This is a genomic window from Nocardia sp. NPDC060255, assembly GCF_042727395.1.
Lineage (GTDB): Bacteria > Actinomycetota > Actinomycetes > Mycobacteriales > Mycobacteriaceae > Nocardia.
This window is the reverse complement of the sequence record NZ_JBHXAU010000002.1, coordinates 291,845-315,270: the sequence shown is the minus strand read 5'-3', so window position 1 is coordinate 315,270 and position 23,426 is coordinate 291,845. Positions and strand designations below refer to the sequence as shown.

At 67.5% G+C, this 23,426-nt stretch carries 24 protein-coding genes; 6 read left to right on the top strand and 18 right to left on the bottom strand.

From position 1 onward, the window contains the following. Positions 1-3: 3 nt before the first annotated feature. The 3 genes from ACFWF1_RS07250 to ACFWF1_RS07240 all read right to left on the bottom strand — a co-directional run bounded on the left by ACFWF1_RS07250 (position 4) and on the right by ACFWF1_RS07240 (position 2,747). Complete coding sequence (locus tag ACFWF1_RS07250) at positions 4-300, bottom strand: WXG100 family type VII secretion target (protein ID WP_379286210.1); 297 nt, start codon at positions 298-300, stop codon at positions 4-6. A gap of 2 nt (positions 301-302) precedes the next feature. Continuing rightward, positions 303-629, bottom strand: coding sequence for a WXG100 family type VII secretion target (locus tag ACFWF1_RS07245; protein WP_379286208.1), 327 nt, complete (start codon positions 627-629; stop codon positions 303-305). Positions 630-791: 162 nt separating this feature from the next. Beyond that, positions 792-2,747 (bottom strand): glycoside hydrolase, encoded by a 1,956-nt coding sequence (locus ACFWF1_RS07240; RefSeq protein ID WP_379286206.1) that lies wholly within the window; start codon positions 2,745-2,747, stop codon positions 792-794. Positions 2,748-2,836: 89 nt separating this feature from the next. Between ACFWF1_RS07240 and ACFWF1_RS07235 the strand changes: the two genes are divergently transcribed. The 5 genes from ACFWF1_RS07235 to ACFWF1_RS07215 all read left to right on the top strand — a co-directional run bounded on the left by ACFWF1_RS07235 (position 2,837) and on the right by ACFWF1_RS07215 (position 7,094). Further along, positions 2,837-3,508 (top strand): response regulator transcription factor, encoded by a 672-nt coding sequence (locus ACFWF1_RS07235; protein WP_379286204.1) that lies wholly within the window; start codon positions 2,837-2,839, stop codon positions 3,506-3,508. Then, positions 3,505-4,893, top strand: a complete 1,389-nt coding sequence (locus ACFWF1_RS07230) for an ATP-binding protein (RefSeq protein WP_379286202.1) — start codon at positions 3,505-3,507, stop codon at positions 4,891-4,893. Before ACFWF1_RS07235 ends, ACFWF1_RS07230 begins: the two co-directional genes overlap by 4 nt. A gap of 48 nt (positions 4,894-4,941) precedes the next feature. Then, on the top strand, positions 4,942-5,436 hold the full coding sequence (locus ACFWF1_RS07225; protein WP_379286200.1) for a GNAT family N-acetyltransferase: 495 nt from the start codon (positions 4,942-4,944) through the stop codon (positions 5,434-5,436). Between the two features lie 66 nt (positions 5,437-5,502). After that, entirely contained in the window at positions 5,503-6,129 is a 627-nt protein-coding gene (locus tag ACFWF1_RS07220) for a LysE family translocator (protein WP_379286198.1), read from the top strand. Between the two features lie 122 nt (positions 6,130-6,251). Beyond that, positions 6,252-7,094: a hypothetical protein gene (locus tag ACFWF1_RS07215; RefSeq protein ID WP_379286196.1), complete on the top strand. Its 843-nt coding sequence runs from the start codon at positions 6,252-6,254 to the stop codon at positions 7,092-7,094. A 51-nt stretch (positions 7,095-7,145) separates the two neighbouring features. On the opposite strand, the gene ACFWF1_RS07210 is transcribed toward ACFWF1_RS07215, so the two are convergent. The 4 genes from ACFWF1_RS07210 to ACFWF1_RS07195 form a co-directional block, all read right to left on the bottom strand. After that, complete coding sequence (locus ACFWF1_RS07210; protein WP_379286194.1) at positions 7,146-7,556, bottom strand: RNHCP domain-containing protein; 411 nt, start codon at positions 7,554-7,556, stop codon at positions 7,146-7,148. Positions 7,557-7,566: 10 nt separating this feature from the next. Next, the gene (locus ACFWF1_RS07205) at positions 7,567-7,941 is read right to left on the bottom strand and encodes an RNHCP domain-containing protein (protein WP_379286193.1); all 375 of its coding nucleotides are present in this window, start codon (positions 7,939-7,941) and stop codon (positions 7,567-7,569) included. A 277-nt stretch (positions 7,942-8,218) separates the two neighbouring features. Beyond that, complete coding sequence (locus tag ACFWF1_RS07200; protein WP_379286192.1) at positions 8,219-9,442, bottom strand: MFS transporter; 1,224 nt, start codon at positions 9,440-9,442, stop codon at positions 8,219-8,221. Continuing rightward, positions 9,442-10,083 carry a GntR family transcriptional regulator gene (locus ACFWF1_RS07195; protein ID WP_379286190.1) on the bottom strand — a complete coding sequence of 214 codons (642 nt, stop codon included), beginning with the start codon at positions 10,081-10,083 and terminating at the stop codon, positions 9,442-9,444. Before ACFWF1_RS07195 ends, ACFWF1_RS07200 begins: the two co-directional genes overlap by 1 nt. Positions 10,084-10,335: 252 nt before the next feature. On the opposite strand from ACFWF1_RS07195, the gene ald reads away from it, so the two are divergent. After that, the gene (ald, locus tag ACFWF1_RS07190; RefSeq protein ID WP_379286188.1) at positions 10,336-11,442 is read left to right on the top strand and encodes an alanine dehydrogenase; all 1,107 of its coding nucleotides are present in this window, start codon (positions 10,336-10,338) and stop codon (positions 11,440-11,442) included. Positions 11,443-11,487: 45 nt separating this feature from the next. Here ald and ACFWF1_RS07185 read toward each other — a convergent pair whose 3' ends face one another. The 11 genes from ACFWF1_RS07185 to ACFWF1_RS07135 all read right to left on the bottom strand — a co-directional run bounded on the left by ACFWF1_RS07185 (position 11,488) and on the right by ACFWF1_RS07135 (position 23,292). After that, the gene (locus ACFWF1_RS07185; RefSeq protein WP_357384102.1) at positions 11,488-12,012 is read right to left on the bottom strand and encodes an Lrp/AsnC family transcriptional regulator; all 525 of its coding nucleotides are present in this window, start codon (positions 12,010-12,012) and stop codon (positions 11,488-11,490) included. A gap of 78 nt (positions 12,013-12,090) precedes the next feature. Continuing rightward, entirely contained in the window at positions 12,091-12,573 is a 483-nt protein-coding gene (locus ACFWF1_RS07180; RefSeq protein ID WP_379286186.1) for a pyridoxamine 5'-phosphate oxidase family protein, read from the bottom strand. A 28-nt stretch (positions 12,574-12,601) separates the two neighbouring features. Beyond that, positions 12,602-13,996, bottom strand: a complete 1,395-nt coding sequence (locus ACFWF1_RS07175; RefSeq protein ID WP_379286184.1) for an amidase — start codon at positions 13,994-13,996, stop codon at positions 12,602-12,604. A gap of 124 nt (positions 13,997-14,120) precedes the next feature. Beyond that, on the bottom strand, positions 14,121-15,401 hold the full coding sequence (locus ACFWF1_RS07170) for a glucarate dehydratase family protein (RefSeq protein ID WP_379286287.1): 1,281 nt from the start codon (positions 15,399-15,401) through the stop codon (positions 14,121-14,123). Continuing rightward, on the bottom strand, positions 15,398-16,849 hold the full coding sequence (locus tag ACFWF1_RS07165) for an aldehyde dehydrogenase (NADP(+)) (protein ID WP_379286182.1): 1,452 nt from the start codon (positions 16,847-16,849) through the stop codon (positions 15,398-15,400). Before ACFWF1_RS07165 ends, ACFWF1_RS07170 begins: the two co-directional genes overlap by 4 nt. Before the next feature lie 15 nt (positions 16,850-16,864). Next, positions 16,865-18,001 (bottom strand): mandelate racemase/muconate lactonizing enzyme family protein, encoded by a 1,137-nt coding sequence (locus ACFWF1_RS07160; protein ID WP_379286180.1) that lies wholly within the window; start codon positions 17,999-18,001, stop codon positions 16,865-16,867. Further along, entirely contained in the window at positions 17,998-18,927 is a 930-nt protein-coding gene (gene kdgD / locus ACFWF1_RS07155; protein ID WP_379286179.1) for a 5-dehydro-4-deoxyglucarate dehydratase, read from the bottom strand. The genes ACFWF1_RS07160 and kdgD overlap by 4 nt, the downstream gene beginning before the upstream one ends. A gap of 28 nt (positions 18,928-18,955) precedes the next feature. Beyond that, positions 18,956-19,921 carry a LysR family transcriptional regulator gene (locus tag ACFWF1_RS07150; protein WP_379286178.1) on the bottom strand — a complete coding sequence of 322 codons (966 nt, stop codon included), beginning with the start codon at positions 19,919-19,921 and terminating at the stop codon, positions 18,956-18,958. Further along, complete coding sequence (locus tag ACFWF1_RS07145) at positions 19,918-20,958, bottom strand: lactonase family protein (RefSeq protein ID WP_379286176.1); 1,041 nt, start codon at positions 20,956-20,958, stop codon at positions 19,918-19,920. Before ACFWF1_RS07145 ends, ACFWF1_RS07150 begins: the two co-directional genes overlap by 4 nt. Then, positions 20,955-22,355: a sugar porter family MFS transporter gene (locus tag ACFWF1_RS07140; protein ID WP_379286174.1), complete on the bottom strand. Its 1,401-nt coding sequence runs from the start codon at positions 22,353-22,355 to the stop codon at positions 20,955-20,957. Before ACFWF1_RS07140 ends, ACFWF1_RS07145 begins: the two co-directional genes overlap by 4 nt. Positions 22,356-22,494: 139 nt before the next feature. Next, a complete protein-coding gene (locus ACFWF1_RS07135) occupies positions 22,495-23,292 on the bottom strand; it encodes an NAD-dependent epimerase/dehydratase family protein (protein WP_379286172.1) in 798 nt (265 codons plus the stop codon). Positions 23,293-23,426: the final 134 nt, after the last annotated feature.

The window sequence follows — 23,426 nt, the reverse complement described above, 5'->3', positions numbered from 1 at the left end:
CGACTACCCTCCGCGCAGCATGCGGCGATTGGCGTGCAGCGCGCCGGTATACCCGCGATGGGCCGCCCGGGCGGCGGCACTCATCTCGGCCACGCCATCGGCGAATTCCCTTGCGTCGGAGGCCCATTTGCGGTGGGCGTCGGTGTATGCCCGCGAGCCGATACTCTCCCAGCTGCCGGGCAATGCGGCCACTCCTTCGTCGAGGTGGTCCAAGTGATCATGGACGAACCCGGCCAAGGCGTTGAGCCGACCGACAACATGGTCCAGATGATCCAGATCGACCTTGAATTCCGAACTCATATCTACAGCTCCGTGAATTTGCTCGCGCTGCCGCTGTCATTGCTCCGGTAGTTGTCCGCACTGACACCTAACTGTGCGGCCATATCGGTCAATGTGCGCGCGATCCGCAGTCCGGCGTCCTGAGCTTCGCGCCAGCCGTCCGCGAATTCGTCCGCCGCGGCGCCGGACCATCGCTGCGACAGCAGCTCGTCGACATCCTTGGCCGCCGAATCGAGAGCTGAATGCAGGACATTCGCGATGTCGTAGACGTTGCGCCCGAATGCGCTGACCTCGTCCGGAACGACGAAAACGCTATTCGACGATTCCGTAAACCCCCCGGTTCCCTCCATGAATAAATCGTAATGCGCAGACTTCGGGCACCACAAGCCCATAGGACCTTGGGCAGGTCAATGCCGACCGGCCGGTCGAAATAGTCCTTTTGTCGCACAAAGGTTGCCGGCCTCGGATGCCGATGCCGCTCAGTCTATTTGTATCTCCGCTTGTCATGCGGGTTACTTTCCGGGGCAGAGTCGCCTCGGAGTGCTGTCGGTCGCGAGTTTCGCGTCGACGCAACCCGGTGCGAGATCACCGTAGGTTTGCGAGCCGAAGTTGGCGGTGACGGTCAGCTTCCCGTCGCCGAAGGTGCTGCGCTGCACCAGGTGGTCCTCGGTGAGCCACTGGAAGCCGGTCATCGGTGCGGTGCCTGCCGCCTCGTGTAGTGGTGCGAAATACTGTTGCAGGCGGGCGATTTCGGGTCCGTGCGTGGTGAGCTGCGCTTGGTCGAGCACAAAGTTCAGCGGGGTGTTGTTCAGGATCGCGGTCAGTGCTCGCATCGTTTGTTGTTGCGGCAGTTTGTAGTACGGGAGTTCCCAGCGGTCCAAGTTGACCACCGAGTCGTGCAGGACTGTTTCGTACAGCGGGACTCGGTAGGCCGGGTCGAACATGGCCTTGGCCGCGGCGGCGGGTAGCTCGGCGGGCTGGAAGAAGAACCGCGGGGCGCGCTCCGGGGTCCAGGCGCCCCAGGTTTCCTTGTCGCGCTCGGACTTCCACAGCAGATCGGAGACGGGAGTCTGTGAGCCGTGGCTGAACGCGACCACCGTGCTGGCCCAGGAGCCCGCGGACTCCGATCCGAGCACCTGCTTGCGGTCTTCGGCGAGCCGCCGCATCCGTGCGAGCCGGTTGTCGCGATCGCGCGCCTGATTCATCGGATGGCCGGGGCTGTAATCGTCGAAGAATTCACCCGAGGCATCGACGTCGAGGAAGTACGTGGTGGCGCCGTTGGCGGTCACGGTCGTGTACCGGTCCTCGAGCAGTCGCGGATTCCGTGCCAGCGCTTCGGAACTGAGGTAGCAGCCGCGGTCGTGGAAACCGGCCTCCGGGGCCCCGGCCGCGTCGTGGACGCAACCGGTCGGCCACACGCCGTCGGGCCAGATCGACTCGGGACCGTCGGCGGTCGCCGGGTCTTGGGCGTTGTAGTACGTATCGTAGGGTCCCGCAAGGTATCCCGCCTGCGTGGCGGCGTCGATGGTCGCGCGTGACATCGGCTCACCGCCGGCGCCATCGCCCAACCACATTCGGCTCAGCCCGAGCTCACGCATCCGCCGCACCGCCTCCGGTGCTCGTCCATCGCCCCACACATAGGCGTGGAAAGCGCCGAGCAGCTTGGTGATCGAGGGATTCTGCCGGATCTTGTCCGCCAGCGATCGGAACTGGCCGTGCTGGATCAGCCACGCGCGGTAGTCCTCGGCCGCGGCCACCGGAGACGAATCGGTGAGAGCGAAGGACACCTGGTAGGTGCGGGTGTCGGCCCTGGCGTCGAAGTCGTGTTCGGCCCGTGCCCGCAGTTTCCCGTCACGCGATGTGACGGTCAGGGTGGTGCCGATGTCGGTCGGCGTGAGGTAGCTGACGCCCCGCCGGCCAATACTGTTGCCCCAGAACGGCATTGTGAGTGCGTAGCTGAGGTCCAAAGGGCTGTCGACGAGTGCGGCGTCGGGGGAGTTCCAGAACGGATCGGTCACCGGCAACGACAGGCCCTCGCCGCGCGGCAGCTGCAGTGCCGTGGTGGCGGGGTCGGTGCCGGTCACCGGCCAAGCCAGCCGCTCGTCGCGGTCGCTGTGCAGGACGACCCGCAGCCGGCCGTCGGCGGCGTCGGCGGCGACGGTCAGTCCCTTGTCGGGATACGTCCACGTCGCCAGATCGCCGCTGATCCGAATGGGGCCCGCCGTGCCGAGGTCACCCACCGCGGTGTCGGAGATCGCGATGCGCGTTCCGTCGCCGGTGACGCCGGTGATCGACAGCGATGCCGTGTCCACGTCCGCCTGGCCGCCGCTGATCGGCACCAGCACGTGGTTGCCGCGCTGCTCCGGTCGCGTGCTCGCGGTGTCGCTGTCGCAGGCCGTGCTGGTGAGGCCCGCGATCAGTGCCACGGTGGTGAGGGCGATCCCTCGCTCGATGCTCCGACGTCTCATGCCGGGCACGGTTCCGGAGCCGGATGAGAGTTCGATGAGACGACGTCGGGTCCCGGGCCTGCGCGGATCCGATCCGTAGTATCCGAAAGATGCGCGTTTTGGTGGTGGATGACGAGGACGCGGTCCGTGCGGCACTGGTGCGCGCGATGGACAGCGAGGGCTACGAGACCCGCGCCGCGGGCGACGGTGCCGCCGCGCTCGCCGAGATCGAGCGGTGGCAGCCGGAGGTGGTGCTGCTGGATGTGCTGATGCCGTTCATGGATGGGCTGACGGCCTGCCGACGGCTGCGGGCGCGCGGGGACCGCACGCCGATCCTGATGCTCACCGCGCGGGACGCGGTCGCCGATCGGGTTGACGGACTCGACGCCGGCGCGGACGACTACCTGGTCAAACCGTTCGACCTGGATGAACTGCTCGCCCGGGTGCGCGCGCTGGTCCGGCGCACCTACCCCGACGACGGCGCGGTCCTGTCCTGCGCGGATCTCGTGCTGGACACCACCGCCCACGAGGTCCGCCGCGGCACCCGCCTCGTCGAACTCAGCCGCACCGAGTTCGCGTTGCTCGAGGTGCTGCTGCGCAACGAGGGCCAGGCGTTGCCGCGCGAGACGCTCATCGAACGCGTCTGGGGCGCCGGCCTCGGCTCGACGTCGAACTCGCTCGAGGTCTACATCCGCTACCTGCGCCGCAAACTCGAGGCCGGCCACGAACCCCGGCTCATCCACACCCTGCGCGGCATCGGTTACCGGCTGGCCCCGCCGTGAGGCTGCCGGGCTCGCTGCGCGCCCGCATCGCGCTCTTCTGTGTTGCCGCCATCGCACTCGCGCTGGCGGGCATGGGCCTGGCCGCCTACGCCGTGGTCGCCCACGAACTCGACAGCTCCCTCGACCTCGGCCTGCGCCGGGAGGCGACCCGCATCAGCCGCACCATCGGCACGGATGCCGACGTCGCCACCGCCTCGGGACCCTGCCGATACTTGACCGCGCCCAGTTGCGTCCAGGTCGTCGCCGCCGACGGCCACATCGAATCCGAGCACGACCCGAACCAGCCACTGCCCGTCGACTCCGCCACCAGAGCGGTCGCGGCAGGCACCCGGTCGGCGTTCTTCACCGATATCGGCCTTGATGGCTACCCACTCCGGATGTACACCGCCCCACTACGTTCCGGCACCGCAGTCCAGATCGCCCAGCGCGCCGACCCGATCGACACCAGCCTCCGCCGCGTCGCCTACGCCCTCCTCGCCGCAGCGGCAACCGGCACCCTGCTCGCCATCGCCGCGGGCCTCATCGTCGCCCGCCGAGCCGTAGCGCCCGTCACCACCCTGACCGCCGCCGCCGAACGCATCGCCGACACCCGCAACCCCCGCCACCACATCGCCATCACCGGCCCCAACGAACTCCAAAGCCTGGCAACCAGTTTCAACACCATGCTCGACGAACTCGACCAGGCCCTCACCGCCGAACGCAACTCCCGCGCCGCCCAGCACCGCCTGATCGCCGACGCCTCCCACGAACTCCGCACCCCACTCACCGCCCTCCGCACCAACATCGACCTACTCCGCCGAGCCTCCCGCCTCAGCACCGAACAACTGGACGCCACCGCCTCCGCGCTACGCACCCAGTCCGACGAACTCTCCGGCCTGGTAACCGATCTCATCGATCTGGCCCGCGCCGACGACCCCTCCGCCACCGCGGAATCGCTCGAAGACCTACGCCTCGACCTACTCGTCGCCGACTGTCTCCGTACCGCCGAACGTCATTGGCCCACAATGATGTTCGAGTCCGAACTGGATCCGACCACCATCTGCGGCGTACCGGCCCGCCTCACCCGCGCCATCACCAACCTGCTCGACAACGCCGCCAAATTCAGCCCACCCCAAGGCGTTATCCACGTCACCCTCCATCACCACGATCTGACAGTCCGCGACCACGGCCCCGGCATCCCACCCGCCGACCTTCCCCACATCTTCGACCGCTTCTACCGTTCCACTACCGCCCGCACCAAACCCGGCCACGGCCTAGGACTGGCCATCGTCAAACAGGTAGCCGATCTACATGGCGCCACCCCCACCGCCGAACCAGCCCCCGGCGGCGGCACCGTCTTCCACCTGACGTTCCCGCCGCCAACCGCTGACCCGCGATCGCAGTGAGCACGAAACTGCTTCGACCCCAACAGGCAATTGCGAGACGATGGCGAAATGCATGATGGATGGCCCGATCGCCTGATAGTGCGTCCCCTGACCCGCAGCGACGCTCACCAGGTGGCGAGCTGGCAGTACGACGGTCCATGGGCGATCTATGACCTCGCCGCTGCCGATGACCCGCCGAATGCCGCGGACGGGTACACGGCCGTGGCCGACGGCGACACCGGCCGGATCGTCGGATTCTTCTGCACCGGAGCAGAAGCGCGAGTTCCCGGCCTCGATGCGGAACCCGATGTGATCGACCTCGGGGTGGGCATGGATCCGCGATGGGTCGGCAAAGGTCACGGCATGGACTTCGGCGGCACCGTGCTCGAATACTTGCGCCGAGACAATCCAGCGACGCCGATCCGCGCGGCCATCCAAGCCTGGAACCTGCGGAGCAGAAAGTTGGTTCGCCGACTCGGATTCGTTGAACGCGACCAGCATCACTGCGTGCAGAACGGTCGAGATACCACCTATATCGTCGCGATATTGTCTGTCGCTCGGTGACATCGCGGTCGACCACACGGTCGATATTGGGTAGCCGGATATGAACTGTGCTGCGAGAATCGGTCGATGCCGGTCGACCACAATCTTCTTCTCGCCTTCGTGGCGACCACGTTCCTCGCGATGATCATTCCGGGCCCGGACATGTTCTTTGTTCTCGGTTGCGGGATGCGTGGTGGTGCGCGGGCCGGGCTGCTCGCCACGGCCGGGGTCGCGACCAGCGAGGCGATCCATGTCGCGGTGGCGGCGGCCGGGCTGGCCGCGCTGTTCGCCGCGGTACCGGTGGCTTTCACCGTGGTCCGGGTGCTCGGTGCCGCGTATCTGATTTATCTTGGGGTGCAAGCGCTTCGGCGGCGGTCGGGCCTTCCGGTGGAGGACGAGGCGGTGGGGGTTTCCGGGCGGAAGGCGTATTTGTCCGGGCTGCTCACCAATCTCCTGAATCCGAAGATGGTGACGTTCACGATCGCCTTCCTGCCACAGTTCATCGATCCGAGCCTCGGCCGGATCTGGCTGCAGTTCGTGATTCTCGGCGCGATCATGATCGTCTTCGAGTTCCTGGTCGACGGGGCGGTCGGCGTTCTCGCCGGGCGGATCGGTGGCTGGCTGCGCCGTCGGCACGCCGCGCGGCGGCGGATCGAAGTCGCCACCGGTGGGATCTTCATCGGGCTCGGCGTCCGGCTGGCCGTCCAGCACTAGATCCCCAGATTTGCCGCTGGCGTGCTGGGCGCGGATGGAGAAATATAGGCGTGCAAACCGCCGGCGGGACGGCATCGGCGAAGTCAGGTCGCCCGCCACGTTCCAGGAGATGGGAGCGGACTGTGCACGACGTCAGCGATACCACTGAGGCGCGGTCGGGGACGTCCGCCGACGAGGTCGGCGAGTCCTACACCTGGGAGGTCGTTCATGACGGCGCGGCCGTCGAATCGGGCGAGACCCGCCTAGGTGAGGCGCATCCGCTGACTGGTAGCACCGCGGGCCAGCATTACGAGATCGCGTGCGGGGTGTTCGAGCAGGCGTGTGACAGTGCGGTGGAGGAGCATCGTTACGAGGTGATGATGGCGCGGGTGGAGGAGCGAACCGAACCACGCCCGGTCACCGTCGTCACCGTGAATCTCCGCTATGCGGACGGCAGCATCGCGGTGTCGATGACCGCCCATCCGCGGCATCGCCCGATCACCGACACGGACATGGCGGAGTATCGGGACTACCTCGAGTGGGCCGAGGAGGACCATCGGCGGTTCCTCGAGCAGAAGGCACTGAACGACGAAACCTTCGATCTGCCATGGGAATCCACCGAGGAGGAGTGGACTCCGGACGAAACGATCGACCAGTCGGATCCACGCCTGGCCCGCATCGCGGAACTGGAAGCCGAAGCCGCCGACATCCGCTCGGAGGTCTTCGATCCCGACCACTGCCGCGAACTCCAGTTCCGGGCCGAGCAGAAGCTCCGCGCGGCACAGGCGGCGGCGAGCGACGACGACACCGCGACCGAACGAGAACTCGCCCACCGCATCGAACGCGTCACCCGCTGGACCACCCTGCTCGCCGAAACCACCGCCGCCTACCTGCAGGCCGCCGCGCTGGACGCGGAAGCCGCGCACGTGCGCCGCGCACTCCAGGCCGACACCCGACCGGCCGGACTGCTCAGCGAATCCTCCTGAGCCGGTGGAGATCCGGTGTCCACCGAGCGCGCGGTAGACACCGGACAACCGTCACAGCGCCAGCAGCGCGCGATGTCCGATACGCGGATCGGCCAACGGACGCAACGCTATTCGCATCAATGCGAGGGCATTGTCGTCGCCCGCTATCCGATTCGCCTTGACGGAACCGCAGGCCAGGCATTGGTGCACCAGCTGCCATTCCCCGTTGTCCCGCGCGGACATGCTCACCGCGTCCATCCGCCCGCGGCACTGCTGGGCACGGTCGCCGGGGACGCGTCGGTCCACATGACGACTGGTCAGGCAGTGCGGGCAGTGGTTGCGGTGGGCGGTGCCAGGCGCGGTGATCGGCACATCCATCCGGCACCCGATACAGCGGAACGCGTCGCCGGATTCGCCTGTGCGACCGTGTAATACGTCCTTGGCGCGTTGTGGGCGGCGGCCCGCCGGTTTTCTGCGTGGCATGTCGCACCCCCTACAGGTCGCCGAAGACTTCGAGCGGGAACGGTGGTTCGGCCAGCGGCCGGACCGCCATGCGCATCAGGATGAGCTGATTGTCGTCGCCACACACCGGATGCAGCGCCAGCTCGTGGCAGCGGGTGCAGCGATGCACCACGGCCCATTCGCCGGTGCGCAGCACGGCGATCGACAGCGGCGCCATTCTGGCGCGGCAGTCGGACGGGCCGCCCTCGACCTGGTCGTGGGTGTGCCGCGAGTTCAAGCAACTCGGGCAGTGGTTGCGCCAGCTGTTGTCCGGCGCGAGCGCCGCCACGGCGAGGCCGCAGCGGACGCAGGTGAAAGTGTCGGTGCGCAGTGCTGCGCTCGGACTGTGAGAGGTGTTGTCTGACACCCGGATCACTCCTTTGCTGAGGGCTGAATGCAGTAACAGCAGGAGCAGGCCGAGCGCGCCTCGGAGCTTGGTTAAGCGGCGGTTGGCTGTGCGGGCGCGGACGAACCGATGCGGTTCGACTCGACGCGGTGAGGCGCGCTCGGCGCGATCCGGGGCATAGACACTCTTTCCTGGGCCGTCGGCCCGGTAACCGATCGCTCGGGCGCTTCCACCAGCGCGGCAGCAACGGTAGCAACGGGAGTTCGCGGGCCGCCACTGATTTTGCCGTCGCGGCCGATCACGCGCGATAGTCGCGTATCACGAGCCCCAAGCCGCCCGCCGCGGCGAGTGCGGCGACCGCGAACATGGCCGGGTAGCCGAAGTTCACCTGCTGATGCAGGAACGACAGCAGGGCGGGCACGCCGAAGCCGAGGTAGCTGACCGAGTAGAACACCGCGGTCAGTCCGGCCAGATCGTCCGGGCGCGCGATCCGCTCGATCTCTTGGAGCCCGGCGACCAGCCCGATGCCGTATCCCGCGCCGAGCACGACGGCCGTCGTGAGCGTCGCCCAGAGTGTCAGCGCACCGGAAGCCCAAGCCGCCATGACCATCCCGCAGGTGACGAAGACCAGCGAGACGACGGCTGCGCGGGCGGTGCCCGGCTTATCGATCCGCCGCGCCACCGACTGGATCGCGAAACCGCAACTCAGCGTGAGGACACCGACGAGCGCCGAGAACGCGATCGGCGCGCCATGGATGTGCGGCGCCATCAGCGTCGGCATGATCGCGTACGCGGTACCGGCGGAGGTGAACAACCACAGCGCGACCGGCAGTGCCACACAACGGAAGCGGCGGTGCGCGGCCGCGGGCACCTTCAGGTCATCGATCAACCGGCCCGGATTCTCTTGGGGGAGTACCGTTTCCGGTGCTCGAGCGACCCATAGTGCGGCGACCAGACATAGCGTCACGTTGATCAGATAGGCGAGCGTGTTCGGCCATGGCGCCCACTGGGCAAGCACCCCGGCGAATCCCGCGCCGACCGCGAAACCGCCGGTGAGGCTCATCGCCGAGCGCCGCGCCCCGGTACCGCCGGGCAGCGCGGGCCCGAACGGCGGTTGCGCGAGCTCCTTCAACCAACTGCTGCCCACCGCCATCGCCAGCCCGAGCGCCACCCCGCACAGCACTCGTCCGGCGGACAGCACCGGCACCGACGCCGACCCGAACGCCAGCAGCAGCGAGCCCGCCGCGCTGATCAGCGGCGCGGGCCGCAGCAACGCGCGACGCCCGAACCGATCCGACAGCGGCCCGCCGATCAGCAGCGCGGGCACGATGCCGAGGACGTAGTAGAACAGCAGCAGATCCACCGTGGTGGCGGGCAGCCCGTGGTTCTTGTACATCACCAGCAGCGGCGTGAATTCGTTGCCGCCCCAGGCGATCGCGAACATCGTGGCGGCGACACCCCACCACGCCTTCGATTTGACCGTGGTGGGCGCGGGCCGGACCGCGGTGGTCAGCGTCGCCATCACAGTCCGCGTAGTTCTAGTTGGTGCACGCCGGCGAGGTGCTCGGCCAAGGCGGTGCTGAAGCGGTCCACCTCGCCCGCTTCGATCAGCCCGGCCAGGTGGGCGTGCTGCTCGATGATCCGGTCGATGTCGATCGGGCCGCGGCGCAGCGCGACGCTGTTCATCCGCCGCTGCCGCTCGCGCAGCGAGTCGTAGAAGGCGGCCAGCAGCGGATTGCCCGCCGCGATCACGTACGAGCGATGGAAGTCGGTGTCCACCAGTGCGAACTGGTCGAGATCCCCGGCCGCGGCCAGCTCGCGCTGCCGGTCGAGCGACGAACGGAACAGCGACGTCAGCGCCGTGCGATCGGTCGTGGCCAGCGCGCGCACCGCGGCCGCCTCGACCACATAGCGGGCGTAGGCGACATGCTCGGCCTCGTCCGGCGGGATCGGTACCACCAGCGCGCCTCGCTTCGGGTAGAGCTTCATCCACCCTTCGGTCTCCAGCCGCAGGAACGCCTCGCGCACCGGCGTCCGCGACGTGCCGAGGTCGGCGGCGATCTCGCCCTCGCTGATCAGCTCGCCACCGGCCAAGGTGCCGGTCAGGATGCGTTCCTTGACCTCGCGATAGGCCTGCTCAGCTGATGAATACGTCTTAGACACAAGTTGTATCTTAGGCACGATCGGCGGCCGACCGACTGTGAGGTTTGTTACCGCCAGGCTTCTCGGTCGAACATCTTGCGGGCGAGGGCATCCAAGCTGGCTCTGATCCGATGATTCGGCGACTGTATCTACAATCTGAAGAATTATCTTCATAGATATAGACCTGATCACGCAGGATATTCATACTTTTAGCAGTAACGGTCCATATTATGCGGATCGACTATCGACATCCATCGACATTCAGGAGCGCAGGTGAAGATCGGGGTCCCCCGCGAGGTCAAGAACCACGAGTACCGGGTCGCGATTACCCCGGCCGGTGTGCACGAGCTCGTGTCGCGCGGGCACGAGGTGTACATCGAGTCCGGTGCCGGTCGTGGCTCGGCGTTCGAGGACGAGGCATACACCGTCGCGGGCGCGCGGGTGCTGAACACCGCCGACGAGGTCTGGGGCACCGCCGAACTGGTGCTCAAGGTGAAAGAGCCGGTCGCCGAGGAGTATTCACGCATGCGCGAGGGCCAGGTGCTGTTCACCTACCTGCACCTCGCCGCGTCCAAGGAGTGCACGGACGCGCTGCTGAGCTCCGGCATCACCTCGATCGCCTACGAGACGGTCACCGGCCGCGACGGCTCGCTGCCGCTGCTGGCCCCGATGAGCGAGGTCGCGGGCCGGCTGGCCCCGCAGGCCGGCGCCTACCACCTGATGCGCAACGGCGGCGGCCGCGGCGTGCTGATGGGCGGCGTGCCCGGCACCCCGCCCGCCAACGTGGTCGTGATCGGCGCCGGTGTCGCAGGCGGCAACTCGATCGCCATCGCGCACGGCATGCGCGCCGAGGTGACCGTGCTCGACCTGAACATCGCCCGCCTGCGCGAGATCGACGCGCAGTACAAGGGTCAGGTGCGCACCATCATGTCCAACCGGCTCGAGGTCGAAAAGGCCGTGCGCGAAGCGGATCTGGTGATCGGCGCGGTGCTGGTGCCCGGCGCGAAGGCGCCCACGCTGGTCTCCAATGACCTTGTCGCGCAGATGAAGCCGGGTTCGGTGCTGGTCGATATCGCGATCGACCAGGGCGGCTGCTTCGCCGATTCGCGGCCGACCACGCACGCCGACCCGACCTACCGGGTGCACGAGTCGGTGTTCTACTGCGTCGCCAACATGCCCGGCGCGGTGCCTTACACCTCGACCGTCGCGCTCACCAATGCCACACTGCCGTACGTGGTCTCGCTGGCCCAGCACGGCTGGCGCGAGGCGGTGGCCAAGGACCAGGGCCTGGCGGACGGTCTCAGTACGCATGGTGGTGTGCTGCTGTCCGCTTCCGTCGCGGCCGCGCACGGTTACGTGGCCGAAAGCCTGGCCGCGTAACACGTTTCGCAAAGGCGGCCGACCCACGTGGGTCGGCCGCCTTTGTCACGTAGTGGGATTCGTCCGCGGCCGCATGTGCTCGAAGATGAGGATCGTCTCGGTCGAGGCGACCGCCGGATGCTCGCTCAGGTTGTTCAGCACGAAGCGGCGCAGCTCGTCGGTGTGCGAGGTGGCCACGTGGATCAGGTAGTCGTCGGCGCCCGCGATGAAGTACACGTTGAGCACCTCCTCGAATTCCGACATCTGCTCGCCGAATTCGGCCAGGTGCTGGCGTGCGCTGGCCCGCAACCGCACCGCGATCATGGCCTGCAGGCTCCGGCCGAGCGCGGCCGGATCGATATCGGCGTGGAACCCGCGAATCACGCCGCGTTCCACCAGTGCGCGCACCCGTCCGAGGCAGGTGGACGGCGCGATCCCCGCCGCGGCGGCGAGCGCGTTGTTCGTCATCCGGCCGTCCCGCGCGAGCTGGTCGAGCAGGATTCGGTCGATATCATCGATCGGTACGCCGGCCGGCGGGTGGATCGGCGACACGGGAGGGGTCGAGCCGCCGGGTGAATCACTCTTACGCATACCTCGACCGTACAGAATCTTGTTCGTAAATCCGCCTTATTTATGAATGATATTCGCCGAACGGGGGTTTCGCTATTGTTATGCGCGCCACGAGGTGGCAGGCAGCCCATTGCGGATGTTTGCGCCCGGCAGCACGCGCAGCCGCCACGGACGCAGCCGCAGCACGCTGACGTGCGGCGAGTCCGGTCCGGTCCAGCCGGGGATGCCGAGGCTGGCGGGGTCGTAGCCGAGCGGTGCGGGTGTGCTCCGGAAAAGTTCCCACACCGTGGTCTTCGTCTCGGGGTCGTCGACCCATTCGGCCGCGCATTCCGCGAGGCACGTGTCTTGCGTCGGCGCCCAGTAGTTGCAGGCCACATACGGACTGTGTGCCAGCTGCGCCGCCTTGGGCCGAGTCTTACCGGTGACGATCCACCCGGTCAGCTCCTGCCCGTCCCACTGCCAGATCGGATGCAGGATGCGGCTGCGCGGGCGCCCCGCCGGATCGGTCGTCGACACGGTGGACCAGACAATGCCGTGCGCCAACTCCACGAAACGTGGTGCGATATCGTCCAATTCGGTCACATCGGCCACTGTAGCGTCGCGCCTGGTCTCAGACCACTGGTCGGGCGTGCGGTCTGGCCTGTTCCAGTTGCGCCGCGACCGTGAGGATGGTCGTTTCGCCGTTGCTCGGGCCGATCAGCTGAACCGCGAGCGGCAGGCCGTCCGCGCCGACGCCCGCGGGCAGCGACGCCGCCGGGTGGCCGGTCACGTTCCACAGCGTTGTATAGGCCACCAGTGGAATGGACCGGAGCTGGGCGCGAACGGTGCTCGCGCCATCGAGCGCGCCGATGCGCGGCGGTCGGCCCGCGAGGGTGGGGGTGAGCAGCAGGTCGCAGTCGACGAAAACCCGATCGACCTTGCGCGCCAACGCTTCACCCTGCCGGATGGCCCATTCGACGACCGGACGCCGGGCCCAGGTGCCCATCGTGACGGTCTGGCGGGTGCGGCGTTCGAGGCGATCCGGATGCTCGACATGATCAGCTTCGTCGCGCACGCCGCCGAAGAACTGGGGAAAGAAGGCCTGCAGTGATTCCGGGTAGTTCGGGTCCACCTCGAACACCGAATGGCCGAGGTCGGCAAGCAGTTTCGCGGTGTCGTGCACCGCGCGCACGTGCTCGGGATCCGGTTTCGCCAGTGCGTTGGGCGATTTCGTGCTGTAGCCGATGCGCAGGCCGGTGCTGGATTGCCGCGCGGCCTGTTCGAACGACATCACCGGCTCCGGTGCGGTGAACCGGTCATCGGGGGTGTTGCCGCGGATCACGTCGTACACGACTGCGGAGTCCAGCACGCCGCGCGTCAACGGCCCGGTGACCCCGAGCGACCACCAGAGATGCTCGAACGGCGCGACCGGCACCCGCCCGCGCTGCGGCTTGAGGCCGAACAGTCCACAGCAGGCCGAGGGAATCCGGATCGAGCCGCCACCGTCGCTGCCGATGGCGACCGGGACCAGGCCCGCCGCCACCGCCGCCGCCGAGCCACCGCTGGAACCGCCGGTCGTGTGGTTCCGATCCCAGGGGTTGCGGGTCACGCCGTAGGTGCTCGACTCGGTGAACGGCCACTGCCCGAATTCGGGCATCGTGGTCTTGCCGACGATCACGGCACCCGCGGCCCGCAGCCGGCGCACGACCTCGGCGTCGGCCTTGGCGGGCGTCGAGTTGGCCCGGGTGCCGAAGGTGGTGACCAGACCGGCGACGTCGATCTCGTCCTTGATCGCGATCGGGATGCCGTGCAGCGGGCCGACGCCGCCTGCGGCACGCTCGCGGTCCCGTTCGACGGCCTCGGCCCTGGCCTGCTCGTGGCGCACCTGAGTGAACGCATTGAGGTCAGCGGCCGCGTCGATGCCGGTCAGCGTGGCGGCGACCAGTTCCTGCGAAGACAGGACTCCTTGTTCGAGCAGCTCTCGCTGCTCGAGCACGCCCGCCGCTACGACGTCCTGGAGATCCATCTACCGCTCCTCTCGGCCACACAGCGCTGCGTGACCAGCACGACTGAACCGTCGGGCCGAAGACCCGACAGTAGATAGCCGTATGACCATTTCGCAATGAGTACGGATGCGGATCACAAGGAGTTCAGTATTTCGGCGAACTGGGTGGGCGGTATTCGAGATCGGCGGCGCGCATGGCGGCGACGTCGTCGCGATCGCGGAAGGTGGGCATGGACTGCCAGCGTTCGTGTAGCCGGGCCAGCGCGTCCCGATCGAGCTCGACGCCGAGGCCGGGGGTGTCGGTGACCTCGATGGCACCGTCGGCGAAGGTGAACGGCGCGGTGATGACGTCCTCGGCCTGCCACGGATAGTGGGTGTCGCAGGCGTAGTCGAGGTGGGCGACGGTGGCGGCGACCTGGGTCATCGCGGCGAGGCTGATGCCGAGGTGGGTGTTGGAATGCATCGAGATGCCCTTGCCGTAGGCGTGGCAGATCGCGGCGAGGTCGCGGGTGGCGTGCAGGCCGCCCCAGAAGTGGTGGTCGGACAGCACGACCTGGACGGCGTTCGCGTCGAAGGCGGGGCGGATTTCGTCGATGGCGGTGACGATCATGTTGGTGGCCAACGGCATTCCGGTGCGGCGGTGCAGTTCGGCCATGTCGTCGACGCGGGCGGTGGGGTCTTCGAGGTATTCCACGATGCCGGTGAGTTGTTCGGCGACGGTTGTCGCGGTGGTCAGGGACCAGCCGCCGTTGGGGTCGAGGCGCAGTGGGTGTTCGGGGAAGGTCTTGGCGAGCGCGGTGATCGCGGCGACCTCTTCCTCGGGCGGGAACACGCCGCCCTTCAGCTTGAAGGAGCGGAATCCGCCGCGGGCGCTGAACTTTTCGGCGAGGTGGACGACGCCGTCGGGGTCGAGTGCCTCGCCCCACTCGTCGATCGGGGTGTCCGGTGTGGGGTGTTCGGCCCACTTGTAGAACAGATAGCCGGAGTAGTCGACGTGGTCTCGTACCTTGTCGCCGAGCAAGGCGTGCACGGGCAGGCCGAGCTCGTGGCCGTACGCGTCGAGTGCCGCGGTCTCGAAGGCGGAGATCACGCTGAGGCGGACCTTGTCGGTGGTCAGCGTGCCGCGCAGGCCGCCCGCGACGGGGTTGTCGTCGAGTAGGCGGGTGTCGCCCGCGCCGAGCAAGCGGATCGCATTGATGGCGGAGACCGGCATGCCGACCAGGTGCTGTGCTAGTTCCGTTGCGCGGGATAGGTATTGGTGGTCGCCGTAGGTTTCGCCGAGACCTACCGTGCCGCTGTCGGTTTCGATCTCCACGATCAGTCGTGGCGTGTACGGCTGGTGTACGCCACCGACATTGAGCAGTGGCGCGTCGGCGATGAGGATCGGGGTGAGGCGGACGTCGGTGATGACAGGGGACATGGTCAGTCACGCTTTCCGTCGATGCGGCGGGGGAGGTGCCACGGGTTGCCCTCGCGTAGGGCGGGCGGGAGCAGGCTGTCGGGGAAGCCCTGCCAGGCGACGGGGCGCAGGAACCGGTCGATGGCGGCGGTGCCGACCGAGGTCGTGGTGGGCGCGGTGGTGGCGGGGTAGGGGCCGCCGTGTTGTTGGGCCCAGGTGACTGTTACGCCGGTCGGCCAGTCGTTCCAGATCAGGCGTCCGGCGAGCGCGGTGAGCGCGGGCAATAGCGGGCGGACCGCCTCGATCTCGCTGTCCTCTGCGAAAACCGTGGCGGTCAGACCTGGTTCGAGCGCTACGAGAAGTGTTTGTAGCTCAGCGGAATTCGCGTACTCGACGATCAGTGCGGCGGGACCGAAGCATTCCTGGTGGAGCAGCTCTGCTCCGGCGAGGAAGTCGGCGGCGGACACCTGCAACAACGTCGGTGCCAGCAGGTCGGCCTCGATGTCAGGCAGGGAAAGCGCTGTGACAGTGGGGTGTTCGCGCAGGTTCGTGACTCGCGCTCGGAAACCGTCGGCGATGCGGTCATTGAGCAGCCGTTGCCCGGGTGCGTCGCGAACGGCGGTGCGGAGTGCGTCGGTGAGACCATGGCCTGCGGGAAGCAGCAGCAGGCCGGGTTTGGTGCAGAACTGTCCGGCGCCGAGGGTGAACGAGCCGAGGAAACCCGCCACGATCTGGCGGCTGCGCGCGCGGACGGCTTCCGGCAGGACGACGACCGGGTTGACGCTGCCGAGTTCGCCGTAGAACGGGATCGGCCGGGGACGGGCGGTCGCTACGTCGAACAGGGCCCGTCCGCCCGGCACCGACCCGGTGAATGCTGCTGCGGCAATGGCAGGGTGGCGCAGTGCGGTGGTGCCGGCGTCGATGCCGTGGATGACCTCGAAGATGCCGTGCGGCGCGCCTGCCTCGATCAGTGCTTCGCGGACGATTGCTCCGGTGCGCGCTGATAACCGTGGGTGCCCGGGGTGCGCCTTGAGTACGACCGGGCAGCCTGCGGCCAGTGCGGAGGCGGTGTCGCCGCCCGCGACGCTGAACGCGAACGGGAAGTTACTCGCGGCAAACACCAGCGTCGGACCGATCGGCACGACGCTGCGGCGGATATCCGGTCGCGGGCCCATCGGCCACTGCGGGTCGGCGTGGTCGACAGTCGCGCGCAGGAACTCGCCATCGGCCAGCACCTCGGCGAACAGGCGCAGCTGAAAGGTGGTGCGCGCCAATTCGCCACGCAGGCGCGGGTTTTCCGGGAGATGTGTTTCCGTGGCGGCGAGTGGGACCAGCTCGTCGGCCGCCGCATCGATCGCGTCCGCGGCGTGTGCGAGCCAGCGCGCGCGGTCGGCCGGGGTGGCGTCGGCGAGCGCGACGGCGGATTCCGCTGCCGCGTCGATGATTCGGGCTAGGTTGTTCGGGTCGGTGTCCATGATTCCTCCGAAAGATCAGGCGCGGGCCGAGTATTCGGCGACGGTCCAGGCGCGGGCTCGGTCGCTGAGCGTGACGCCGAGGCCGGGACGGGCCGACAGGTGCATTCGTCCGTCGGCGATCTCGAGGCGCTCGTCGAAGAGCGGATCGAACCATTCGAAGTGCTCGACCCAGGGCTCGCGTGCGTACGACGCGGCGAGGTGGACGTGCACTTCCATCACGAAATGCGGGGCCAGTTGCAGGTTTTCGCTGTCGGCCATGGCCAGCACCCGCAGGAACGGGGTGATGCCGCCGATCCGTGGCGCGTCGGGCTGCACGACGCCTGCCCCGCCCGCCCGGATGAGCTGGGCGTGCTCGGCCGCGCTGGTCAGCATCTCGCCCGTCGCGATCGGAGTGTCGAAGGCCGACGCGAGCCGGGCGTGGCCGTCGAAATCGTAGGCGTCCAAGGGTTCTTCGATCCACACCAACCCGAATGGTTCGAACGCCCGGCACATCCGGCGCGCGGTCGCCCGATCCCACTGCTGGTTGGCGTCGACCATCAACGGCACCCGGTCGCCGAGCTTCTCCCGCACCGCCGTGACCCGCGCCAGGTCGACGGCGCTGTCCGGATGTCCCACTTTGAGTTTGATGCCGCCGATCCCGCCGGCCAGGGCCTCCGTCGCCCGTTCGAGCACCTCCTCGATCGGCGCGTGCAGGAATCCGCCGGAGGTGTTGTAGCAGCGCACCGAATCCCGGTGGGCACCCAGTAGTTTGGCCAATGGCAGCCCGGCACGCTTGGCCTTCAAATCCCATAGCGCGATATCGAAGGCCGCGATCGCCTGCACCGCGAGCCCGCTGCGACCGACCGACGCACCCGCCCACATGAGCTTGTCCCACATCTTGGCGATGTCGCTGGGATCCGCGCCGAGCAGCACGGGGGCGAGCTCACGGGCGTGCGCGAATTGCGCAGGGCCGCCTGCTCTTTTCGAGTAGCTGATGCCGAGGCCGACCAACCCGGATGCGGCGGTGATCTCGGCGAACAGCACCGCCACCTCGGTCATCGGCTGTTGTCGACCGGTCAGCACTTTGGCGTCGCTGATTCCGGTCGGCAGGGGAAGCGTGACCGAGGAGAGGGTGACTCCGGTGATGGTGTCCAGCGTTGCCGCGCCGGTCATGCCGCGTCCGCTCCGGTGACGGTCCGGATCAACGTGCCGAGTTCGGCGCGTTCGTCCTCGGTGAGGTTGGTCAGCGGCGGTCGCACCGGACCGGCCGGACGGCCGATCGCCGTCAGCCCGGCCTTGATGATGGAGACCGCGTAACCAGGCCGCCGATCGCGGATGTCGAGATAGGGGATCACGAACTCGCGCAGGTGCTGATAGACCGTGTCCCGGTCCCGTGCCCGCACGGCGCGGTAGAATGCCAGCGCGAACTCGGGCATGAAGTTGAAGATCGCGGAAGAGTAAGTGGTGACGCCCATTTCGGTGTATGGAAGGGCGAAGGTCTCCGCGGTCGGCAGCCCGCCGATGTAGGTGAGCCGGTCGCCGAGCCGCGCGTAGATCCGGGTCATCGTCTCGATATTGCCGACACCGTCCTTGAAGCCGACCAGGTTCGGGCAGCGCTCGGCCATTCGCGCCAAGGTCACGTCGTTGCAGGTGGCGTTGGCGCGGCTGTAGAAGATGACGCCGAGCGAGGTGGCCGCGCAGATCGTGGCGACATGTTCGATCAGGCCTTCCGGGCCTGCCTCGGTCAGATACGGCGGCAGCAGCAGAATGCCCTCGGCCCCGGCCACTTCCGCCGCTCGGGCCTGCTCGACGGCGGCTGCTGTGCCCGCGGTGGCGGGCGCGATGACAGGTACTCGGCCGCCGGTCTCGGAGACCGCCGCCCGCACCACCTGATCGATCTCGGACGGCGTCAGTGAGAAACCCTCGCCGGTGCCGCCCGCGGCGAACAATCCGGCGACGTCGTATTGCGCGAGCCAGGCGATGTGCTTGCGATACGCGGCCTCGTCGAACGCGAGGTCCGCGTCGAAATGCGTAACGGGGAACGACAACAGCCCTCGGCCCAGTGCGGGCCCTAGTTCTTCAGCGGATAGATGGGACATTCTGTTCCTTTCACTGAGCGGATGCCTTTCACTGAGCGGGAGGTAGCGAGTCGAGTAACCGCACGACCCGCGGCAACGCCGGGTTCGCGCAGGTGCGCCGCCACACCGCGTACAGGACAACCGGATCGTCGACGCTGTCCAGCGGCCGGAACCGCACGCCATCGGGATGGAGATGACTGGCCGTCTCCGGCACCAGTGCCAGGCCACGGCCGGCGGCGACCAGCGCCAGCATGGTGTGCACCTGGGTCAGCTCGTGCGTCGACGTATAGGGCACGGCCGCAAGGATTCCCGCGACCAGATCGGCGAAATAGCGGGCCGGTCCCGGCGCGTACACCAGCAGCGTTTCGCCGCCGAGCTCCTCGACCGCGATCGGGCCGTCGGCGGCGAGCCGATGCGCGTCGGGCAGGGCGAGCATGAGTCGTTCGGAATGCACCAGCTCACAGTCGAATTCGGTGCGATCGAACGGCGGCCGGGCCAGCGCCAGGTCCAGCTTGCCGCTGCGCAGGTTCTCGAACTGATCCGAGCTGACCATCTCGCGCAGCACCACCTCGACACCGGGCAGGCCCTGTTCGATATGATTGAGGAACCGGCCGAGGAAGCCGAAACCGGACGCCGCGGTGAAGCCGATCCGCACCGTGCCCGCGCCGCCCGCCGCGACCAGCCGCGCGGTGCCCGGCGCGCCCTCGGCGAGCGCGAGCAGCCTGCGCGCCTCGATCAGGAACACCTCGCCCGCCGGGGTCAGCTGCGCCTGCCGCTGGCTGCGGTCGAACAGCTCGACCCCGATATCACGCTCGAGCTTCTGGATCTGCCTGCTCAACGGCGGTTGGGTCATCCGGAGCCGCTCCGCCGCGCGGCGGAAGCTGCCCTCGTCGGCGACCATGACGAACCCGCGCACCTGTTCCAGTGAGACCATGGCTGCCAGCCTGCCCGCCTCGGGGCGATGATGCGGGTAATCGCGCAGCCACGGGCGGGCGTCATCGACATGCCGGGTCATGCGGCGGGCAGGTCGATGATCTCGACCCAGTTGGGGTTGCGGCCGACCGGGACCCGCCGCAGTGCCGTGAGCGCGCCGGTGTCGTGGTCGATGGCGTAGCTCGTGATCGCGTGGGACTTCTGGCCCGCCGCCACCAGGAAGCGGCCGTGCGGATCGATGGCGAAGCCGCGTGGCTGGGTCTCGGTGGGGGTGTGCCCGAGAAGTTCGAGCGCGCCGGGTGTGCCGTCGACGCGGAATCCGGCGAGGGTGTCCGAAGTTCGTTCGGACACATAGACATAGCGGCCGTCCGGCGTGACGTGCACGTCCGAGGTCCATGGACTGCCGGAAAAGCCCTCTGGCAGTACAGATATCGAAGACATCGGGGTGAGTGTGCCGGTCGGTGGATCGAACAGGTAGCTGCTGAGCGTTCCGTCCAGCTCGTTCGTCGCGAAGGCGATGCGGCCGCTCGGGTGGAAGACGATATGTCGTGGTCCCGCACCGAGTTCGGTTCCGACAGCCGCGGGGTGGTGAGGCATCAGCCTGCCCGAGGCGGCGTCGAACCGATACTGCAGGATGTGGTCCCCGCCGAGCACCGCAACGAACACCTGGCGATTGGACGGATCGGCGACGATCGAATGCGCGTGCGGCGCAGTGCCGATGACCTCGGACGGTTGTGCCGCCACCGTGCCGTTCGATGAGATCGGATTGACCGCGATCTTGTCGCCGCCGTAGGAAGCGCTGAGCAGGAACCGCCCGGACCGGTCGGTGGCGAGGTAGGCCATATTGTCCGGCAGTGGCGTGGTGGACAGCAGTGTCGGCCAGCCCGTCGCCGGGTCGATGGCAAAAGCCGTGACCGAGAACGGTTCCGAGCGCAGTCCGGCGTAGAGAAACCGGCGGTCCGGGCTGATCGCCAATGGCATCACCGTCCCGTCCACCGGGACCGACCCCACCGGCGTGAGCACGCCGGTGGCGTCGAGCCGCAGCACCGAGATCTCGCGACTGTCGGCATTGGATACATAGACAACGCTGGACATCTCGGCCGTGTGCACCCGAATCACGCCTGTTCCGTGGCGCGCCCGCCGACCCTGGCCCGCAGATCGAGCTCGATCTGCTCCAGGCTGCGCCCATTGGTCTCCGGCACGAACCGCTGCACCAGCACGAACAACACCACGCTGACACCGGCGAAGCACCAGGCCGACTTGGCCAGGCCGAGATGGTCGTTCATCACCGGGAACAGGAAGGTGATGGCGAAGGTCGAACTCCACAACACCACGCTGCCGACACCCATACCGACGCCGCGCACGCGCAGCGGGAAGACCTCGGCCATCATCACCCAGACCACCGCACCCCAGCCGAGTTCGTAACCGGCCAGGTAGACGTTGAGCAGGATCAGCGTGGTCAGCCCGGTGACCGTGTGATTGTCCACGGTCAGCACGATGACGCCGAGCAGGAACAGCGACAACGCCATACAGACATTCCCGAGCAGCAACAGCGGTTTACGACCCCACCGGTCGACCACGAAGATCACCCACGCGGTGAACGCCACCTTCACCACGCCAAGCACGATGGCCGCCAGCAGCGAGGTCGAGTTGCCGAAGCCGAGATCGGTGAACATCGTTGGCGCGTAGAGGTTTACCGCGTTCACGCCGGAGAACTGCTGGCCGACAGCGAGAATGAGCGCGACGACCAGCGCGGGCCTGGCCCACGGCGCCCACAGGTCGCGCAGGCGGCCCTTCTGCTGCACGTCCAACTGGTTGACCGCGCGGATGCTGTTGAGTTCGGCGTCGATCTCGTTCGACCGGTGGGTGCCCGCCAGCACGGCACGCGCCTCGTCCTCGCGGCCCGCCTTCACCAGCCAGCGCGGGGTTTCCGGCAGCACCGTCAGGCCGACGAACAGCACCACGGCGGGAATCGCGGCGAGACCGAACATCAAGCGCCAGTTCCCCGATCCGGACAACGCCCAGTCGACGATGTACGCGATGAGAATGCCGGACACGATCATCAATTGGTTCAAGGTCGACAGCGCGCCCCGCGCCCTGGTCGGCGCCAGCTCCGACAGATACGTCGGCACGGTCGCGGAGGAACAACCGACCGCGATTCCGGTGATGAACCGGGCGATCACCAGCACCGTCACATTCGGCGCCGCCGCGCAGCCCAGCGCGCCGATACCGAACACCACCGCGGCGATCATGATGGTGCGCCGTCTGCCGAGCCGATCGGTGATCCGGCCCGCGATGGCTGCGCCGATGATCGCGCCCGCGGCCAGGCAGCCGCCGATCACGCCCTTGGTCACCGAGGTCAGCTCCCAGGCGTCCTTGATGAACAACAGCACTCCGGAGATGACACCGAGGTCGTAGCCGAACAGGATGCCGCCGAGCGCGCCGAAGAAATAGAGGAAATGAACATTGGTGCCGAGGGCCGATTTCCGGGCCTGCACCGTGGATTTATCTGGCATTGTGCTGCGCTTCTTTCGCGGTCGAGCAAGTGCCCTCAGCGTCACACGCTGAGCGGGCGGTATTACGGGGAAACGTGATGCGAACTCGGTATCGCGCTATGCGTTTCGAGTACCGGTGCCACAGCAGAGAGCTCCGCTGTCAGAGCGGATTCGGTGTGCCGAGCGGAGTGTCGAGAAATGCGCCGCCGATGAATGCCGGCGCCACGCCGCCGGGGATATCCGCCGCGAATTTCTCGGCATCGTCCAGACTGCGGTAGCCGAGCGCCTCGGCCTCCTGTAATGACACGACCGCGCGAGTATTCTTCGACACGCCCCAAATCACCTTGAAGCCGGGACTTTCCGCGCTCAGGCACGCCTCGAACAATCGCGCGCCGTCGTCGGGCGACAGCCACATCGACAGTCCGCGAACATCATTCGGCCGCTCGAAGCACGACCCGATCCGGATGCAGATCACGTCCATGCCGAACCTGGAGTGATAGAGACTGCCCAGCGATTCGATCGCCGCTTTGCTGAACCCGTAGTAGGTATCCGGCCGCGAGGGTGCTTCGCCCGCAATGCCATCCGGTCCGGCCTCGCCGACCGCTCGGTATCCCACTGCGTGATTGCTCGACGCCAGCACGACCCGCGAGATGCCTGCCTGCCGGGCGGCCTCCAGAACCGTATGTGTCCCATCGATATTCGCCGCGAGCACCCGCTCCCAGCTGTCCTCGCGACTGATCCCGCCGAGATGGATGATCGCAGCGACATCCCGGCAGGCCGCCGCCATGGTGTCAGCGTCGGTGAGTGACCCGGTGACGATCTCGACCTGCTCATCGGTTGTGGGAGCGGGGAGTTCGGTCAGATCCAGTAAGCGCAAGATGCGATCGGGGCGACGTAGTCGCGGCCGCATCAGTGTGCCGATGCCGCCGCCCGCACCGGTGATCAGAATTCGAACCATCAGTCCTCCTGTGTCCAGCGGCGAGTGTGGGGTGGATCACTCTCCGTGTGACGTGTCAGAAGGCTAAGGCGCTGGACTGATGCCTGTCCAACACCCTTTCGATATCGACTGATGCCAGCCGAGTATCACTTTCT

Excerpts from the sequence above, each read along its gene's own strand:
- ACFWF1_RS07250 (WP_379286210.1), bottom strand. The coding sequence starts at position 300 with ATGAGTTCGGAATTCAAGGTCGATCTGGATCATCTGGACCATGTTGTC.
- ACFWF1_RS07245 (WP_379286208.1), bottom strand. The coding sequence starts at position 629 with ATGGAGGGAACCGGGGGGTTTACGGAATCGTCGAATAGCGTTTTCGTC.
- ACFWF1_RS07240 (WP_379286206.1), bottom strand. The coding sequence starts at position 2,747 with ATGAGACGTCGGAGCATCGAGCGAGGGATCGCCCTCACCACCGTGGCA.
- ACFWF1_RS07235 (WP_379286204.1), top strand. The coding sequence starts at position 2,837 with ATGCGCGTTTTGGTGGTGGATGACGAGGACGCGGTCCGTGCGGCACTG.
- ACFWF1_RS07225 (WP_379286200.1), top strand. The coding sequence starts at position 4,942 with ATGCATGATGGATGGCCCGATCGCCTGATAGTGCGTCCCCTGACCCGC.
- ACFWF1_RS07220 (WP_379286198.1), top strand. The coding sequence starts at position 5,503 with ATGCCGGTCGACCACAATCTTCTTCTCGCCTTCGTGGCGACCACGTTC.
- ACFWF1_RS07210 (WP_379286194.1), bottom strand. The coding sequence starts at position 7,556 with ATGCCACGCAGAAAACCGGCGGGCCGCCGCCCACAACGCGCCAAGGAC.
- ACFWF1_RS07200 (WP_379286192.1), bottom strand. The coding sequence starts at position 9,442 with ATGGCGACGCTGACCACCGCGGTCCGGCCCGCGCCCACCACGGTCAAA.
- ACFWF1_RS07185 (WP_357384102.1), bottom strand. The coding sequence starts at position 12,012 with ATGCGTAAGAGTGATTCACCCGGCGGCTCGACCCCTCCCGTGTCGCCG.
- ACFWF1_RS07175 (WP_379286184.1), bottom strand. The coding sequence starts at position 13,996 with ATGGATCTCCAGGACGTCGTAGCGGCGGGCGTGCTCGAGCAGCGAGAG.
- ACFWF1_RS07165 (WP_379286182.1), bottom strand. The coding sequence starts at position 16,849 with ATGGACACCGACCCGAACAACCTAGCCCGAATCATCGACGCGGCAGCG.
- ACFWF1_RS07160 (WP_379286180.1), bottom strand. The coding sequence starts at position 18,001 with ATGACCGGCGCGGCAACGCTGGACACCATCACCGGAGTCACCCTCTCC.
- kdgD (WP_379286179.1), bottom strand. The coding sequence starts at position 18,927 with ATGTCCCATCTATCCGCTGAAGAACTAGGGCCCGCACTGGGCCGAGGG.
- ACFWF1_RS07150 (WP_379286178.1), bottom strand. The coding sequence starts at position 19,921 with ATGACCCGGCATGTCGATGACGCCCGCCCGTGGCTGCGCGATTACCCG.
- ACFWF1_RS07140 (WP_379286174.1), bottom strand. The coding sequence starts at position 22,355 with ATGCCAGATAAATCCACGGTGCAGGCCCGGAAATCGGCCCTCGGCACC.
- ACFWF1_RS07135 (WP_379286172.1), bottom strand. The coding sequence starts at position 23,292 with ATGGTTCGAATTCTGATCACCGGTGCGGGCGGCGGCATCGGCACACTG.